The organism is Pedobacter sp. Leaf41, assembly GCF_001422545.1.
Lineage (GTDB): Bacteria > Bacteroidota > Bacteroidia > Sphingobacteriales > Sphingobacteriaceae > Pedobacter.
This window is the reverse complement of record NZ_LMLE01000008.1, coordinates 29,482-45,753: the sequence shown is the minus strand read 5'-3', so window position 1 is coordinate 45,753 and position 16,272 is coordinate 29,482. Positions and strand designations below refer to the sequence as shown.

The following is a 16,272-nucleotide window of genomic DNA, read 5'->3' as shown; positions in this document are numbered from 1 at the left end:
GATAAAACGGCAAAGGGCAGATAATTTTTTATCTGCCCTTTTTTTTAGTTTTGTGGCATACCCGAAGCCTCAATGATATCTGTAGGGATCGGTAATGCATAATAGCTTGCATTTGGCAAAAGTGTATAGGTTTTGCCGTTCACTAATCTTTTCAGGATAATGTTTGCACCCTCCTTGTTATATCGCTTCAGATCACCGAAGCGTAAGCCACGCATTAAAAGCTCTTTTCTCCGCTCTAATCTGATTTTATCCAAAGCATCAATTCTGCTAACTGCCGTTAATGGTACAAAAGCTACTGAGTTTTTCCACCTGCTTTTCAATAAAGTGTTTAAATCGGCCATTGCGCCAGGCAAATCATTAAGATAGGCCTTACACTCTGCGCTATTTAAATAAAGCTCGTCAGTTGCAAACCCAGAGAAATAAACCGTTGCGCTTCCGGTATAGTTCCCTTTAAATTGCTGGTACGGAGCGGCGGCCTTAAAAAATGCCGTTTTCCTCAAATCATTCGTGCCATAACTGGCATATAAATTTGAATCAATTCTTATTCTGGCAGTAGTGGTTACACCAAAACTGGTTGATAATTCTGCATACCAAATGGTTTCTTTATTGAATTTTTTAACAGGCACAGCGTTACTCAATGCTAAAAGGTCGTTATCACCATTAAAATTCATCAGCTTGTTATTGAATTTAAGCGCTTCACCAGCATATTTCAAAGCCAGATCATACTGATGCATATACAGATAACATCTGGAAAGCAAGGCTGCTGCCGCCCCTTTTGATGGACGCATAACATGTTGCGGATAGTCGGGTAATAAATCGATTGCTTTGCCGGCATCATCAATCACCTGTTGATAGCCCCCAAGCACACTTGCCCTTACAGATGGACTGTTGAAGTCGGTGCTTAGGCGCAGCGGGATACCTAAGTCTGAAACTGATGACTGATCATAGGCTAAACCAAACTGGCTGTTCAGCATCAGAAAATAATAGGCCCTGAAGAATAAAGCGCTCCCCTTAACCTGATCCCATGCCGCAGCATTTGCCGTATTACGTGTGATATCGTTCAATAGCTCCAGGCTTAAATTGCTATTGTAAACGGCAAGGTAGCCCATGCTCCAATCATTTTGATATCGGTAAGGGGTAGGCTGCCAGGTATAAGCTTCCTGCCCTCGGCTAAGAATAGCGTTGTAGCTGGCCGGCGGAAGAAAAAAGTCATCGCTCGAAGCCTCGCCAAATGATGGCGTGGTTCTCAGGTTCATTAAAGTGGCGTCATCCAGTAAGCCCTGCGCATCGGTGAGTGTTTTAGGGATCACAAGCTTTGCATCGGATTTCATTTCCAGGTATTTTTTACAGCCAAGTATGGCAATTGTGGTATATAGCCCAACAATAATGGCTATCGTATATTTCTTTTTCATCGTTTTCTAGATTAAAATGAGCCCCTAATTCCGAAAGTGAGTTGACGGCCTGGCGGAATAACATTGGTGTAATCGGGATCGTAATCATCATGATTGGCTTTCCATAAAATGCCAACATTTTGCAGTCCCGTATATACTTCGAGATTGCGAAAAGGAAACTTCCAGGTTGCTGTACTAAAAGTATAAGCCAAACGGATATAATCCAGCCGGATGTGATCGCCAGACATGATGTTGGCAGTTGCCCCTGCATAAAAAGCATCACGGTTACCATTAACGGGATAAACGAAAGCAGGTACATTGCTAGCAGATTCATCCCCTGGTTTTTGCCACCTACTGGCAAACTCCCTGTTTCCGATCCCATTGCTGATCAGCTGACTGTACGACAAGGCAGGTTTACGCACCTGGTAACCCAGTTTATAATTGATATTGAATGATAAGCTTATTCCTTTCCACCCAAAAGTATTGATCACTGATCCAAAATAGGTGGGGCTGGCAGTGCCTTTATATTCCAGGTTGGCACCAGTTTGCCCAGCTTCTTCAGCGATGGCATTGTAATCAGTACTCAATTGCCCCTTCAGATAGCCCTGTGGATTTCCCTGCGCATCTAGTCCGCCCCACCTGTAGCCTGCAATCGAGTAAAGTGGATAACCTGCCACGGGGGTGATAAATGTGCCTCCTGATAGGAGATTGACGATATTACCACCGTATTGACTGTAATATTCGGTTGTTTCACTTTGGTTATAGCTGAGGTATAAGTCTGTATTCCAGTTGAAACGACCGGCTTGGATGTTTTTGCTGTGTAAATCCAAATCGAAACCATAACCTTTCATGTTGGCTATATTCCTTACCAAATCATCTCTGCCGCCCCAGCTGGTATAATCGTAAGGTGAATTGCCGTACAGATCAGATCCTTTTTTAAGGTACCAGGAAAACGACCCGGTTAAGCGCTGTCTTTTGAGCTCAAAATCTACCTTCAGGTTCAGTTGCGATAATTGCTCCCATCGCAAACTGGGGTTGCCAATGGTGTTTACCCTGGTAATTGGAAAACCAGTTACGGTGTTGCTGGCATATCCGGCAATTGCCGATGCGCTTCTGCTTAAATCTACGTTGCCACTATAGCCGAAGGTGCTGGTTAAAGTGAATACCGGTAGCCAATCCAGGTTGTAAAAACTTTCTTCCGCCAGTTTCCATCCTAGCCCTGCGCTCCATAAGGGCTTCCATTTATCGTTGGTATTGGCTCCAAATATATTAGAGCCATCACGGCGAACACTGCTGCTTATGGTATAACGCCCTTTATAACTGTAGGCAATATTCGCATATAAGCTTACAAACCTGTAATCGGTTTGCGTTAAAGTATTGTTTCCAGCCAGCTGACTGTAATTACCTGTTAAGATTTCGGAATAAGCGGTCAATTCATCAACTGCACTAAAATAGAGTGGATCAGCCTGATAACCCAAACGCCTGCTGGCATTTCCACTGGTGCTGGCCGAACGCATTTCAGCACCTAAAATGGCGTTGATGGTATGAAGGCCGAATATTTTATTATAATTCAACTGTGCCCGCCCTGTATGAGAATACACTTCAGTATGATCCATATTCAGGATGCCGCCCTTTGGTACAATGTATTTGATCAAGCCTGTACTTTGATCATATTGGCTAAAGGTATTTACCAGATTACGGGCAGCGTAGCTCTGTACATCGGCGGTTTGGGTATATGTTGTATTTTGTTTCTGGTATTGGTAGCTCAACTGTATATTTAAACCGCTCATGATCTGATAGCGTAAACCTGCATTGGCAAAAAATTCCTGCGTTTTTCTTCTATAAACGTCGTGCTTGTAATCATCAAGCGGATAGTAAGCCCAATCCAATAGTTTGCCTCTTGCCAAAGTATCGGTATAAGCCGAACGATATTGGTATGCCAGCTTATCGCCAGATGCAAAATCGAGATAGGCGGGAAAACGACCGCCAACGGCTAAACTGTTGTATGCAGGCCTGCCGCTATTTGCCGTACTATTGGTGTAATACATGTTGGTGCTTAAATCGAGGTTTTTAACAATTTTAAAATCGTTTGCAAAATGAAGGTTCAGTTTGTCGTTTGTTGTATAGGTTTCTCCTTTAGCACGATCGTAAGCAATTCCGAATAAATAACTGTTCCTTTCACCGCCACCTTTCAGATTCAGATTGTATTGTTGGGTGAGTGGATGGGTATAGAAGTTATCCAGATACGATTGGCGGGTGTCTTGTTTGCTCAGGGCTTCCAGCTCACTCGCGCCTCCCACTCCGCTCAGTTTGCCACTCCGCATGGCCAGCAGAATTTCTACCGCTGGCGTAAGCGCATAAAAAGGCGTGGTGGTGATCCGGTCGTTAAAATAACCCGCATCAAATAATTGCCGCTCCACCATGATGTAATCACGGGCTTCCAGCTGATTCATTTCTTTCAGCTTAGGTAATGCCTGTAAAAAATAACTGGCTCCAAAAGTGATCTGCATGGCCTGATTTAATTTCCCACGTTTGCTGGTGAGCACAATCACTCCGTTGCCTGCCCTGGCACCCCAGATGGATGCAGCGGCAGCATCCTTCAAAATCGATACACTTTCTACGTCGTTCGGATTGATATTGTTAATGTCGCCTTCATAAATGAAGCCATCCAATACAATGAGGGGATCCAGTGGGCCGTTAATGGTGCCCAGGCCTCTTATGCTCAGGTTAGTCGTATTTTGAGGATTACCATTGCTTTTGCCGGTTTGCAGCATCAATCCGCTGCTTTGACCGATAATCCGATCGAGGATATTCGTGCCTACACGGGTTTGAAGTGCCTGCTCATTAATGAGCGAAACAGTGCCATTTATTTCGTTAGGCTTTACCGTCTGATAACCGGTTTGCGCCACTACATCTTCCAGCTGTTTAATTTCTTCTGTCATTTTGATGGCGAGAAAATCGCCCTCACGGCGGTAAATTTTGGTCAGGGCGGTATATCCCAGCGCGGTAAAGCGTATGGTATCGCCAGGTTTGACAGATGGGATTGTAAACTCGCCATTTTTGCCATCGGCAAGCAGCATTCCTCCTTTAAACCTGACACTCGCCCCAACCGGGCGGCCATCTAAATCTGTTACCTTACCTGAAATTTTTGATGGGTTTTGAGCGTAGGCCGAAAAAAATGCCAGCATCGATAAGATGATCACCGTGCTGATAATCATGAAGTTCCACTTCATTTTTTTAGCGTTAAAATGATTGTCATTCATGGCTAGTCTTTTTTAAGTTTGAGGTTAAGCGACAAGCCAGCAATGAGCCGTTCGATGTTTGCAGGCTTAACCTGATCTGCCCGGGTAATGGCTTTAATGCGGCCATCCGCGCCGACCCAGATGTAGTGTGGCATACTTTTAATTGGAAAAACCCCTTTAATGGCTTCACTATGTTGCACCAGTGGCATCGAAAAGCCACTGTCGGCACGCAGTCTTTCTTTTAAAAATGCCTGTAACACTGCTTTCGTGTCTTTCGTGTAGGCATCCATTAAAATGATCTGCAGGTTTTTAGCATACTGGCGTTGCAGGGAATCCATTTTTGGAAACTCCTTTAAGCAGGCTGTACAATAGGTTGCCCAGAAATCAAGGATGACCGCTTTTCCTCTTAGTTGTGAAAGCTGAATGGTGCTGTCTTTATAATTAAGTACTGTTGAGAATGCTATATTTGGTACTTTGTCGCCAATGATCAGGCGTTCCTGGGCCTGTGCGCCCGCCCAAAAATTTAGGCATAGCAAAGCCATTACAGTAAAAAGTATTATTTTTTTCATGTTAGTTTGTTTGGTTTAAAAAGCCCCACCCTAACCCTCCCCAGAAGGGAGGGAACGCAGGGCGGCTATAGTGTTGTATTGTAAAAGCCCCACCCTAACCCTCCCCAGAAGGGAGGGAATGCAGGGTGGCTATAGCATGTTGTCATAATCCTTAAAATAATCCCATCCAACCAGTCCGTCATCTCGACCGTAGCGGAGAGATCTTTTAAAGCAGGTATTAATCTCACCAGTTGTCATCCTGAGCTTGTCGAAGTATCTCTTTCGCAATTTCTCTTTCGCCTCATCGGCGGCGGCCTTTTACCTTTTTCTTGATAAAAAGGTAACCAAAAATCAAGGCTGGCATCTGATGTCGGCTATCCTCGTCGAAACTTTCTCTTCGCCAATCCCATTTCACCAAACCGTCATCGTTTCGCAGGCGGGGATCTTAAAGCGATACACAATTAAGCGGATGTGAAAGCAAAACCCTGCCCGCTCCTTAAACAATTATTAAATCACCAAATTTTATGGAAAACAGGAGCGGAACAGGGTTCGCTCCTGCGCTAAACCGGTCCTTTTGGCTTTAAAGCAAAGAGCCTGTTAAATGGATACTGGCTAAATGATTTCATTCTACATTTGGTTAATTATTGGATTGTTGATAAAAATCAAAGCAATAAACAGCCCCGAGCATACATTTCTGTATACTTTACGGTAAACCGTAATAAACAATAGGAAAAAGATGCTTACCTTGGAATCGCGAAACACCCTAGTTTGCACCTGTGCCTAATCATCACGGGGCTGGTACCAGTTTAAATTAACCCCTCCTCAAATCGGGTATGCGATCGCCCGCATACTCCCTTTTTATTCAGGGCGCTTTTTTACCTGGAATTTCTGGCAAACATTAGGATGGAGAACAAATAACGTTCTTTAACAAATTTTGGAGGGAATGATTTTGTGCTACTTCTGTAAAGAAGCAGTAGGGTTTGATGGCGTTTAATTGGTTCGTTTTCATAAACGGTTAATTTTATGTAAAACGATGTGAACTCAGTAAAAGTAATGAGGAAACCAGATTGGCTGAAAGCCAATAAGGCGAACCTCAATGCTTTTGGCAGTGGTACCGTCAAGAACCATTCAGATGAATCTGAATTCCACAAAAGACTAACATGAAGTCCGCCGTATTGAATAAGATATCACGAAGATAGCAAAACTCAATAAGTACGGCGAACTCACGAACATCTCATGTGGGAAGTTTGACGGTTTCTGCCATGAGTGACATCGTTAAAGCCAGGTTGCCCCAACTCTATTTGTCGCTATAAATAACTGATAACAAATATAGTAAAGTTGATATTAAATATCAACTATTATTTTAAAATATTTATGATCAATAGGATTGCGGAAGTTTTAAAAGAAAAAGGTGCAGGCAATAAAGACTTAGTTGAGTTTCTGGAAATAGAAAAAGAAACTGTTTCCAGATGGGTAAATAATAAACATCAACCTACTGTAACAACTTTAAATAAAATAGCGGAATTTTTAAGAGTTGATATTAGGGAGCTACTGCATCCGAGTGATTGGAGTAAGAGTGAGGTACAAGAATTTATAGCTAAAAAATAAATATTATGATTATAAGCTTTGATTTTCCTGACGCTGAGTTTAATAGATTAAGAGACCTATTTAAGAGTAATCTAAACTTGGACATTGCGGTGACTGATCCTGAAATCAATGATAAGTTAAATGATCTGGCAAGGTCAGCATTTTATGAATATATTACTATGATTACGGATTCTGGAATGCCCTCAAAAACATTAGATGTATTGAATTCAAGAATCCTTTTACTTATCGAACATTATTTTGGCAAATTCCCAACAGACAATGATATTGCGTTATTATTTAATGTAACTCAATTAAAAAGCAGAGCTTTATTAAATAATTTGAAGGCCACGCATAGAAATAAATTAAGGCAGAAGTTGCAAGATGAAATTATAGTATTTCTTCAATCTGGAGATGATTTAGGGGATGATAGGTGGGAGTTCAACATAACTTCAAAACCTATTATTCATGAACTAAATGAAATAATGACAGTCGAAAAACCTGGATTAGAGTTATTTAAACAAAAAATAAATAGCGGAGGAAAAGTAATCCTTCAAACAGACTCTTACAATCACTTGAAGAATAAATATGGAATCTAAAGATTTAACAGACATTTATTCAGCAATTTCAATAATCTTAGTTTTTATCACTATCATTTTAGATTTAATTATTCGAGAAACTCAGATATTTGATCAGAAAAAAAAACCAGATAGCTCAAAAGCAACAGAAATTACCCTCTATAATAGAGAAAGAATTAGATTGCTTTTTAAAATTGCCTCTGTCTTTTTGTTCTATCTATTCACTTTCTATCTTTTATTACCAAATTCTATAAAAATTTTTAATGTATCCACAATTAGTTTTTGGGAGTTTGACCTTCTAAGTACTTTTTATCTTTTCATTAACATTTCATTATTAGTTTTTATTTACATTATTATAGTGAATTTTATCAAAATATACAGAAAGCGTTAATAGCCTGTTAATCTAACATCTTCGTGAATTCAACACCAACATACAAATCAAATAAAGGAATATTAATCCAAGGCAACTCAATTGACTTATTAGCCAATGGCGCCGAACTCGATTATTTAAAAGGAAAAGTGAACTTGATTGTAACTTCTCCGCCATTTCCATTAAACAATAAAAAACAATATGGTAATGAGAAAGGTGAAGAGTATAAAGAATGGTTTATTAAACTCGCTCCAATATTTTCAGAGCTATTAGCTGATGATGGTTCATTAGTTATAGAAATCGGCAATGCGTGGGAACCAGAAAGGCCTGTTCAATCCTTACTACATCTCGAATGTCTCTTTGGGCTTGTAAAACACCCTACAGCCAATTTAAGATTAATACAAGAATTTATTTGCTACAATCCTTCAAAACTTCCATCTCCAGCACAATGGGTTACTGTAAATAGATTTAGAACGGTAGATAGCTATACACATGTATGGTGGATTGCAAAAAGCGACCTACCAAAAGCTGACAATAGTAAGGTATTACGTCCTTACAGTAAGAGTATGCTAAAGTTATTGAAAACACAGAAGTATAATGCTGGTAAAAGACCCTCAGAGCACCAAATAAGTGAAAAAGGTTTTTTAAAAGATAACGGTGGCAGCATTTCTCACAATTTCTTTGAAATGGAAAATCTGGATGAAAAACGAGACGTCAGATTACCTCACAGCGTATTGAGTTTCTCAAATACCAACTCTAACGACTATTTTCTCAAAACATGTCGAGGTAAAGGTATAACACCACATCCTGCACGTATGTCTGGCGGACTAATTAACTTTTTCACTCAATTCTTAACAGATGAAAATGATTTGGTCTTAGATCCATTTTCTGGCAGCAATACGACTGGTTACTGTGCAGAAAAGCTAAATCGCAAGTGGGTATCTTTTGAAATCAAAGATGAATATGTAGAACAGGCGATTCTCAGATTTAGCGAACCCAATTTCAAATCTCCATTAAAACCGTTATAATCATGGAAAACTTAAGAGACGAATTTGAAAAAATTGCTAAGACAGATATTTTTGAAGTCGCAAAAGACTCCAATAATTTTGTAGGTAATCCATTCAAAATAGATTACAACAAAATAAGTCTACTTACTTGTGATAATTGGAAATATAATGTTGGAGGAATTGCCCAAGGTTGTTTTCTGTTGGCATTCTATGAAAATGACTTTGGAGAAGAAACCGTTCACGAAGCATTATTATTAAGAGCACTGAGACCTTGTTCTATTCCAAGTGATAATAGCGTAATTAGTTCTAGAATAGAATATTTCAAAGAGGAACTTAAGACGGCGGGAAAGAACAGGCAAATTGATCAATTTACCAGATTTGAGTTTAGTTGCTCGGGTATGGAATGTTCTATACTTGGGACGTTCTATAAAACATCTGGCGGAAAAGTAGAGTTTGGTGCTGATTTAGAAAATTTTTATTCCCCACATTTATATAAAGTGTATAAACCGTCAGGTCAATATCTTCAATATATTGTAAATCTTAGAGATAATGATGGTCCGTTAAAACCAGATTCTAATTTTCAGATAGGGACTGTTCGTTACAGTTCAAGTAGAAAAAACTATTCTGAAAATACTAGTACTGATGAAAAGGTTTATATGCATACCAAAGATATATTAGGAAAAAGGACGGCATTGTTTGGTATGACCAGAACAGGTAAATCAAATACGGTTAAAAAATTAATTGAGGCTACCCAAGAACTCTCAAATAAAGCAACAACTACCTCAACAAGCAACTTTCAAGAAGATATAAATCCATATCATGAAAATGAAATTCCTAAAGAAAAAGTAGGACAAATCATTTTTGATATTAATGGTGAGTATGCAAATAAAAACTTGCAAGATGGAACTGCGATTTTCGAAAAATATATAAAAGATGTAACTCGATATAGCGTATTAGAAAAGGATGATTTTGAGGTGTTAAAAATTAACTTTTATAAAGATATTTCAGCCGGACAGGAATTAATGCGAGGATATTTTAAGCAGTTTGGGAAACAATCTGATTATGTAGAAGATTTTCTAGGTGTTAATTTAGAAAAAGAAGGAGAATTACAAGGAGGGGAAAAAATTAGATACGACCGAAAGATGACAGCTTATAAATGCTGTTTGAAATTAGCTGGATTTACTTTAGCAGGAAGCAATAAACTTTACTTTGAAGGATGTAAAGAAATTAATGAACAGGTAAAAGAGGGCGGTATAGACCCCAAAAAAGGGATTACTTATGATGAAGCAATAACCTGGTTCAGCCAAGTTTGGAAAAATTATAACGAGTGGGATTATTTAAAAAATTATGAGTCAAAAAAAGGAAAACCTTGGGCAGATAATGACTTAAAAGCCATTTTAAGATTTTTATCTCAATATAGAAGTCCAGGGGAAAGAGGTCCAGTAAATAGCTTCATAAAATTACGTCCACTAATAAAATACCATACAACTTCTGAAACAGAGTTGTTTGAAGACAATATTTGCAAACTCGTTAAAGTTGGAAAAATAGTAATTGTAGATTTATCTCAAGGAGATCCTGAAATTCAAAATTTATATTCTGAAAAGATTTGTCGAGCTATTTTTAATTCATCCATGAATAATTTCATTGATGCTAAGCCTAATAATTTTATACAGTTTTACTTTGAAGAAGCACACAACCTTTTCCCTAAGAAAGATGACAAAGATTTAAGTCAGATTTATAATAGAATTGCCAAAGAAGGTGCTAAACTTAACTTGGGGATGGTGTATGCCACACAAGAAGTTAGTTCAATCAGTTCAAACATTCTGAAAAATACACAGAACTGGTTCATAGCCCACTTAAACAATGAAGATGAAGTAAAGGAGCTACGTAAATTCTATGACTTTAGTGATTTTGCAGATGCTTTAATTAAGTTTAGTGCGAAGAATGACAAAGGATTTGTTCGAATGAAAACTTATTCCAATCCTTTTGTGGTTCCTGTGCAAATCGGACTTTTTAAATAACGGAATATGTCAAACGAATACACAAATAATAGTTTCGAACGAGGTAGCCGAATTTCTCATAGTTACATTATTAACGATGAGGAAGTAAAACAATATTTAAACAATTGTGAGATTCCTGTTAAAGAGGAAGATGTAGAGTTGAATGATGCTCTTAAGTATGATATTATTTATCCAGAGAAAAATACCATTGAATTTATTGTAGCTGTTGACGGAGAAAGCACAACCATTCCAGTAAAAAAGAGCTTTCCTTCTTCCTTAATTACTTTCTTTCAGTTTGGTTCTCTTCTTATCAAAGGTTCCGATTTGGATGAGATGGAAAAGAAGCCGTTTGTATCACCTTCTGATATTAATAAACTGAAGAAGATAGAGCGAGAAAAATTTGTATTGCCTACAAAGAATGTTGCATTAAAAAAAGATATTGATTTTCGAACTACAGTTAGAGAAGCAATTCACGAATTTTTCAAAAAGAAGCATTCTGGTACAACATCTATTCTTGAAACATTATATTGGTTCATATTTGAGCAATATAACCCTTCTTCAACCAAGAGCAACTACAAACTTTCTCAGTGTCCTCATTGTGGAACTAATAACATAGTTTTAGAGAAAGACAAAATAGAATTTAAAAATTACTCTTGGACATGTACACACGATAAGTGTAATAAAGAAATATTTATTACTGATGTCTTCAGGTTATTTGAGAAAGTTGATAATGATGCTGGAGCGTCTGGCATTATTACCTACCTGGAAAGTGTTACAGGAAGCTTTTTTATAATTCATACTATCAAAAGTCTAATGGAAATTGAAGATGGTTTAGTAGATCGCTTTTTGCTTGTAAAAGATGGCCCTTTAAGTTTTGGTGGTGAAACAGCCAATATGCATAAACCAATGCAGGTTTTGCTTACATATCTTAACAAAAACAATAAGATTAATTTGATCGGAGTTGAAACTTCTGGGGCTTTTGTAGATCACGCAAGACAAATCAAAGATAAACTGAATCCGGGTCAGGTTTTTCTATTAAATAATGAGCATATATATACTTATATACAGGTAGGTAATCACAAAGAACAGCAGTATGGTAGTACTTCATATTACAGTGGGAAGTTTATTTATAAAGCGTTCGACGGAAGAGTTTATGTTTTAACAATACCTGTCGAAAACCACAATACATATTACAACCAGCCCGAATTGGCCGATTTAAAGAATATTCAAGAGATACTTATGAATATCGATAAATTAAGATGCGATATTTATGAAAATGCATTGATTCCTGTTGCAATTGCTAACAAGTTAATCTCACTAACAAATCACCCAAGTTATAATATATTGGAACGATTCGCAAAAAAAACTATGGGAATATGATTAGGATAGAAAAACAAAATGCTCCTAAATATTTAAGCTCATCGATCGTTGATTTAGCTATTGAGAAAATGGAGGAGTTTTTTGCCTCTAAAAACAGAAGCCAAAAAAGATATGATTGGCCTTTTAACAAAGAAATAGATAATGAGCTTAAAAAAAATTTACATGTTGTATTTCATGGAAAATGTGGTTACTGTGAAACCAAAATTGAATCCCCTGAAATAGGAACTGTAGATAGGTATAGGCCCAATAATGGAGTAAGGGATAAAAATGAATATCACCAAGATTTGTATTGGTGGTTAACGTTTGACTGGGAAAATCTTGTTTATTGCTGTAAAGAATGTAATCAATATAAAGCAAGCTATTTCCCAATAAAAGGCATAAGAGCAACAGACGAAAAATCAGATTTAGCGACTGAAAAAAGAATGCTTCTGAATCCCTACCAAGATATTCCAAATCAGCATTTTCTTTATAACGTGTCTGGCGAAATTATCCCAATAACTGAAAACGGTCTACAAACAATCGAACTACTTCGACTAAACAGATCTGATTTAATCCGTTTAAGGCTCGAAGCAAAAAGAGAAACTGAACATATTATATATAACATACTAGAAGAAGTTAATGAAAATAACAGAACCTTATTAGAGGAACTTAAAAGAATTTATTATGAAGAGAGTCCAGATGTTGGCTTTAGCTCCTATAAAAAATGGGTTATCGAAAATGAAGCTGATACAGATTCACGTGTTGCTAGGCTTTTAGATTTTGAAATTTATAATGAGCCTGGATTTAGAGATGTTGACGAAGCCAAAAGGTTCATAAGTGGAAAGTTGTATAAAAACATTATTCGTAATGACTATTTTCCTATTGAATATATCCAAATAAGAAATTTTAAATCGATAGACGAGTTAAGAGTTGATTTTAAAGAAGATGATTCTGAAAAAAAATCTTGGCTAATTCTATTAGGAGAAAATGGCGTAGGTAAAAGCTCTATTCTTCAAGCGATTTCTATTGGCTTGAAAGTAGATAAGAAAGTTATTAATGAAGACATAATTCGTTCTTTAATCAAGAAAAGGAAACAAACTGCTGAAATTATAATTAAAGAGAGAAATAGCAAAAATATCATCTATACGAAGCTAACACGTAAAACTGGGACTATTGAGCAGGATGGTGATTTTAACTCCTATTTAATCGGTTACGGCTCACTTAGGCTTTCAATAGAGGAAACCGAAATCATTTCAGAAAAAGACACCTCAAAAGTTAGTTATGAAAATCTATTTAGACCTACTAAAGCCTTAAATAATGTAACCAAATGGCTTAAATCTATACACAAAAACGATATTACTTATTTTAATAGCATCGCTTATTCCATAAAACAATTATTACCCGATGATAAATCAGATACCGAACTTGCTATAAAGAATGGTGAAATAGTTCTTGGTGATTCCGAAAAGTTATTTTCAGAATTAAGCGATGGTTACAAAAGCACCATCACTTTGGCAATCGACATTATGATGAAGCTTTCTGATGTACAATCTGATATGGAAAAAATGGCGGGCATTGTATTAATTGATGAACTAGGAAATCAATTGCACCCTAGATGGCAAATGAAGATTGTAAGCCAGTTGAGACATGTGTTTCCCAATATTAACTTTATCATTTCTACACACCATCCACTTTGTTTAAGGGGTGCAGAAAAAAAAGAAATTTTGTTGCTTAGGAATTTAGATGATCAAGTTGTAATTACTACGGAGTTACCCGACCCTGCGTCCTTAAGAGTTGACCAAATCTTAGCTTCTGAATTTTTTGGTTTGAATAGTCTTATTGATCCCGAGATAGAAGCTAAGTTTAATAGATACTACACACTTTTGGCTAAAAACAAAGGCATTAGTCTAAATGAAATCAGAGAAATTGATGAATTGAAAGACTTTCTTAGGAATAAAAAACAATTAGGAGCTTCGTTGAGAGAAGAATTAATGTACACAGTCATAGATAGATTATTAGCAGAAAAGGTAGTATTCAATAAAAACACTTTTAGCCGAGATAGTTTAAAAGAGGAAGCTGTGAAAAGAGTAAAAGAAGTATGGAAAAATCTAAATCTTAATACAGATGATTAATGTTAAAAGGTCAGATTGCCCAGACATACTTAAAATAAGTTCAACTCCTCAAAGTTCTGGTGAATGGGAAACAAGAGACGCAATCGAATATTATCGGGATATTGCTAATCATCCAGAAAAATACAAAAAAACTGGAGCAAATGGAGCAAGAATTCAACAAGCGTATTCAATTTATTCAGATAAAAGTGTAAGGAGGATACTTTTAAATATGTTTAATGGAAAGTGCGCTTATTGTGAAAGTAAAATAACAGCAATTTATAATGGAGATATAGAGCATTTCAGGCCCAAGGGAAAAATTCAGAATGCCAATCCTTCCAGACCAGGTTATTTTTGGCTAGCTTCTGAATGGGAAAATTTATTGTTCGCGTGTCCTTTCTGTAATCAAACAAATACCCATGAATTCAGACATGGAAATAATATTGAAGAAGCAGTTTTCGGCAAACTTGATCAGTTTCCATTAGAAACAGAAATACATCGTTTAAAATATACTCATGGAATTATATATTTTACAGATAGCTTAACATACAACCAAGCCTTTGATTTAGAAGAATCTGTAAGGCTCTTGCTTAATCCTTGCAAGGATGATAATATTGAAAAATATTTCAAATTTAATGATGATGGTGCTATTATTTCAAATGACGGACTGACCACTTTTGAGGGAAAGAAAGCGCAAATATCAATCCTCACATACGCATTACACAGGCTTCCTCTTACAATAGCTCGTGAAGAGAAAATTATTCAAATAAAGGCTCAAATCCGGAGAGTCGAAATCGCTGTAATAAATTATAATAAATATTTTGATAAATCAGATGAAGAGAAGGTTTGGTTTGAAGGAATAATGAGGGATGAAATGGCGATATTGAAAAAATTTAAAGACGCTGATCAAGAATACTCTGGCTTGGCTAGGTATATTATAAATAAATACTTTGCTCACCCAAATTTATCATGAACGGAAAGCATTTAATTAAGCTTTTGTCAATCACTGCTCTCCATTCTTTATATCGAGAAGATGGAAAATGGTATCATCATCTTAAAAAATTCCCGGGTGTTCTATTTGATAAAAATGGCTATATAATCTTTGCTACTAAAGAAGATTATGAAAACAATGCATTTTTGATAAGACAAAAAGATTTGCACATTACAAATGGGATATCCTCATTAGTTGAGTATAAACATTTCAGCTTAGATGAGCTAAAAAAAGTTAAAAGCTTTGATAATAGCAACAACAAACTAGAAGTATCAGAAAAGGCTTGGGAAGTTTTAATTTCAATAGCAGCACAAGCTCAAAAAAACAAAGAGGTATTTAAGTCGCCCATTCATAGAAAGGATTATTTTGTAGAAGCTGTAGCTGAAGGGAAAATCTTTATAAAAAAAGAAAGCAGTAAGAAATCTGAAATTGGAAAGAAGTTCTTTCTAAGAGTACTAGAAGAGATAAATAATAGTAGCGGGAGAATTGAACGTAAAAAAATAGGCGGCCATGTCGCAAAAATTAGTGCCATTGTTTATTTACATCCTCAATTAGAATGGGCAGACAATTTTGAAACTATTTTAGCAATAAACAACACCTCAAAGACAAAATTACTTGAGATAGTAAAGTCAGATATCGATGCTTTCGAAGAAGAAAACTCTGACAATTTTGAAGGCAAGCCGAGTAAGCGGTTGGTTAACTATTATGAAAGAAAGCCTCATCTACGTGCTAAAGCAATTCTGCTACATGGTACAACCTGTAAGATTTGCAAATTCAATTTTGAAAAACATTATGGTGAGTATGGGGAAGATTATATAGAAGTTCACCACTTAGTTCCTATCTCCAAATTAATAGATCCAACTGAAATTAATCCCGAAACAGACATGACTGTGCTATGTGCAAATTGCCATAGAATGGCACACCGAAGCAGAAGCACGCCTTTATCTGTTGAAGAATTAAGGGGGATTTGGGAAGAGGCGAAGGATAAAATATCACCAAGCGACAGCAAATTAGATATAGATAATTAATTTTAGTTTATGCATAATTTCTTCTAAACTTATCAACGTTCTATTTATCTTAACCAAGAATTTAAC

General features: G+C 36.8%; 11 protein-coding genes. 8 read left to right on the top strand and 3 right to left on the bottom strand.

Going from position 1 to position 16,272, the window contains the following annotated elements:
* Nucleotides 1-44: 44 nt before the first annotated feature.
* From ASE92_RS12510 to ASE92_RS12500, 3 genes are read right to left on the bottom strand one after another with little or no spacing between them, the layout of a single operon-like run.
* Nucleotides 45-1,412 carry a RagB/SusD family nutrient uptake outer membrane protein gene (locus tag ASE92_RS12510; RefSeq protein WP_056850458.1) on the bottom strand — a complete coding sequence of 456 codons (1,368 nt, stop codon included), beginning with the start codon at nucleotides 1,410-1,412 and terminating at the stop codon, nucleotides 45-47.
* 11 nt (nucleotides 1,413-1,423) lie between these two features.
* Nucleotides 1,424-4,624, bottom strand: a complete 3,201-nt coding sequence (locus tag ASE92_RS12505) for a SusC/RagA family TonB-linked outer membrane protein (RefSeq protein ID WP_162237760.1) — start codon at nucleotides 4,622-4,624, stop codon at nucleotides 1,424-1,426.
* A 32-nt stretch (nucleotides 4,625-4,656) separates the two neighbouring features.
* On the bottom strand, nucleotides 4,657-5,202 hold the full coding sequence (locus ASE92_RS12500) for a TlpA disulfide reductase family protein (RefSeq protein WP_056850456.1): 546 nt from the start codon (nucleotides 5,200-5,202) through the stop codon (nucleotides 4,657-4,659).
* Nucleotides 5,203-6,555: 1,353 nt separating this feature from the next.
* On the opposite strand from ASE92_RS12500, the gene ASE92_RS12495 reads away from it, so the two are divergent.
* From ASE92_RS12495 to ASE92_RS12455, 8 genes are all read left to right on the top strand, one after another.
* Entirely contained in the window at nucleotides 6,556-6,789 is a 234-nt protein-coding gene (locus ASE92_RS12495; RefSeq protein ID WP_056850455.1) for a helix-turn-helix transcriptional regulator, read from the top strand.
* A 5-nt stretch (nucleotides 6,790-6,794) separates the two neighbouring features.
* Nucleotides 6,795-7,364: a hypothetical protein gene (locus tag ASE92_RS12490; protein WP_056850454.1), complete on the top strand. Its 570-nt coding sequence runs from the start codon at nucleotides 6,795-6,797 to the stop codon at nucleotides 7,362-7,364.
* Between the two features lie 393 nt (nucleotides 7,365-7,757).
* Complete coding sequence (locus ASE92_RS12480) at nucleotides 7,758-8,741, top strand: site-specific DNA-methyltransferase (protein ID WP_200926414.1); 984 nt, start codon at nucleotides 7,758-7,760, stop codon at nucleotides 8,739-8,741.
* 2 nt (nucleotides 8,742-8,743) lie between these two features.
* On the top strand, nucleotides 8,744-10,741 hold the full coding sequence (locus ASE92_RS12475; protein WP_157255735.1) for an ATP-binding protein: 1,998 nt from the start codon (nucleotides 8,744-8,746) through the stop codon (nucleotides 10,739-10,741).
* Nucleotides 10,742-10,747: 6 nt separating this feature from the next.
* The gene (locus tag ASE92_RS12470; protein ID WP_056850450.1) at nucleotides 10,748-12,100 is read left to right on the top strand and encodes a hypothetical protein; all 1,353 of its coding nucleotides are present in this window, start codon (nucleotides 10,748-10,750) and stop codon (nucleotides 12,098-12,100) included.
* The gene (locus ASE92_RS12465; RefSeq protein WP_056850449.1) at nucleotides 12,097-14,211 is read left to right on the top strand and encodes an AAA family ATPase; all 2,115 of its coding nucleotides are present in this window, start codon (nucleotides 12,097-12,099) and stop codon (nucleotides 14,209-14,211) included. The genes ASE92_RS12470 and ASE92_RS12465 overlap by 4 nt, the downstream gene beginning before the upstream one ends.
* Nucleotides 14,204-15,160, top strand: coding sequence for an HNH endonuclease (locus tag ASE92_RS12460; RefSeq protein ID WP_056850448.1), 957 nt, complete (start codon nucleotides 14,204-14,206; stop codon nucleotides 15,158-15,160). The genes ASE92_RS12465 and ASE92_RS12460 overlap by 8 nt, the downstream gene beginning before the upstream one ends.
* On the top strand, nucleotides 15,157-16,206 hold the full coding sequence (locus ASE92_RS12455; RefSeq protein ID WP_056850447.1) for an HNH endonuclease: 1,050 nt from the start codon (nucleotides 15,157-15,159) through the stop codon (nucleotides 16,204-16,206). Before ASE92_RS12460 ends, ASE92_RS12455 begins: the two co-directional genes overlap by 4 nt.
* Nucleotides 16,207-16,272 lie beyond the last annotated feature (66 nt).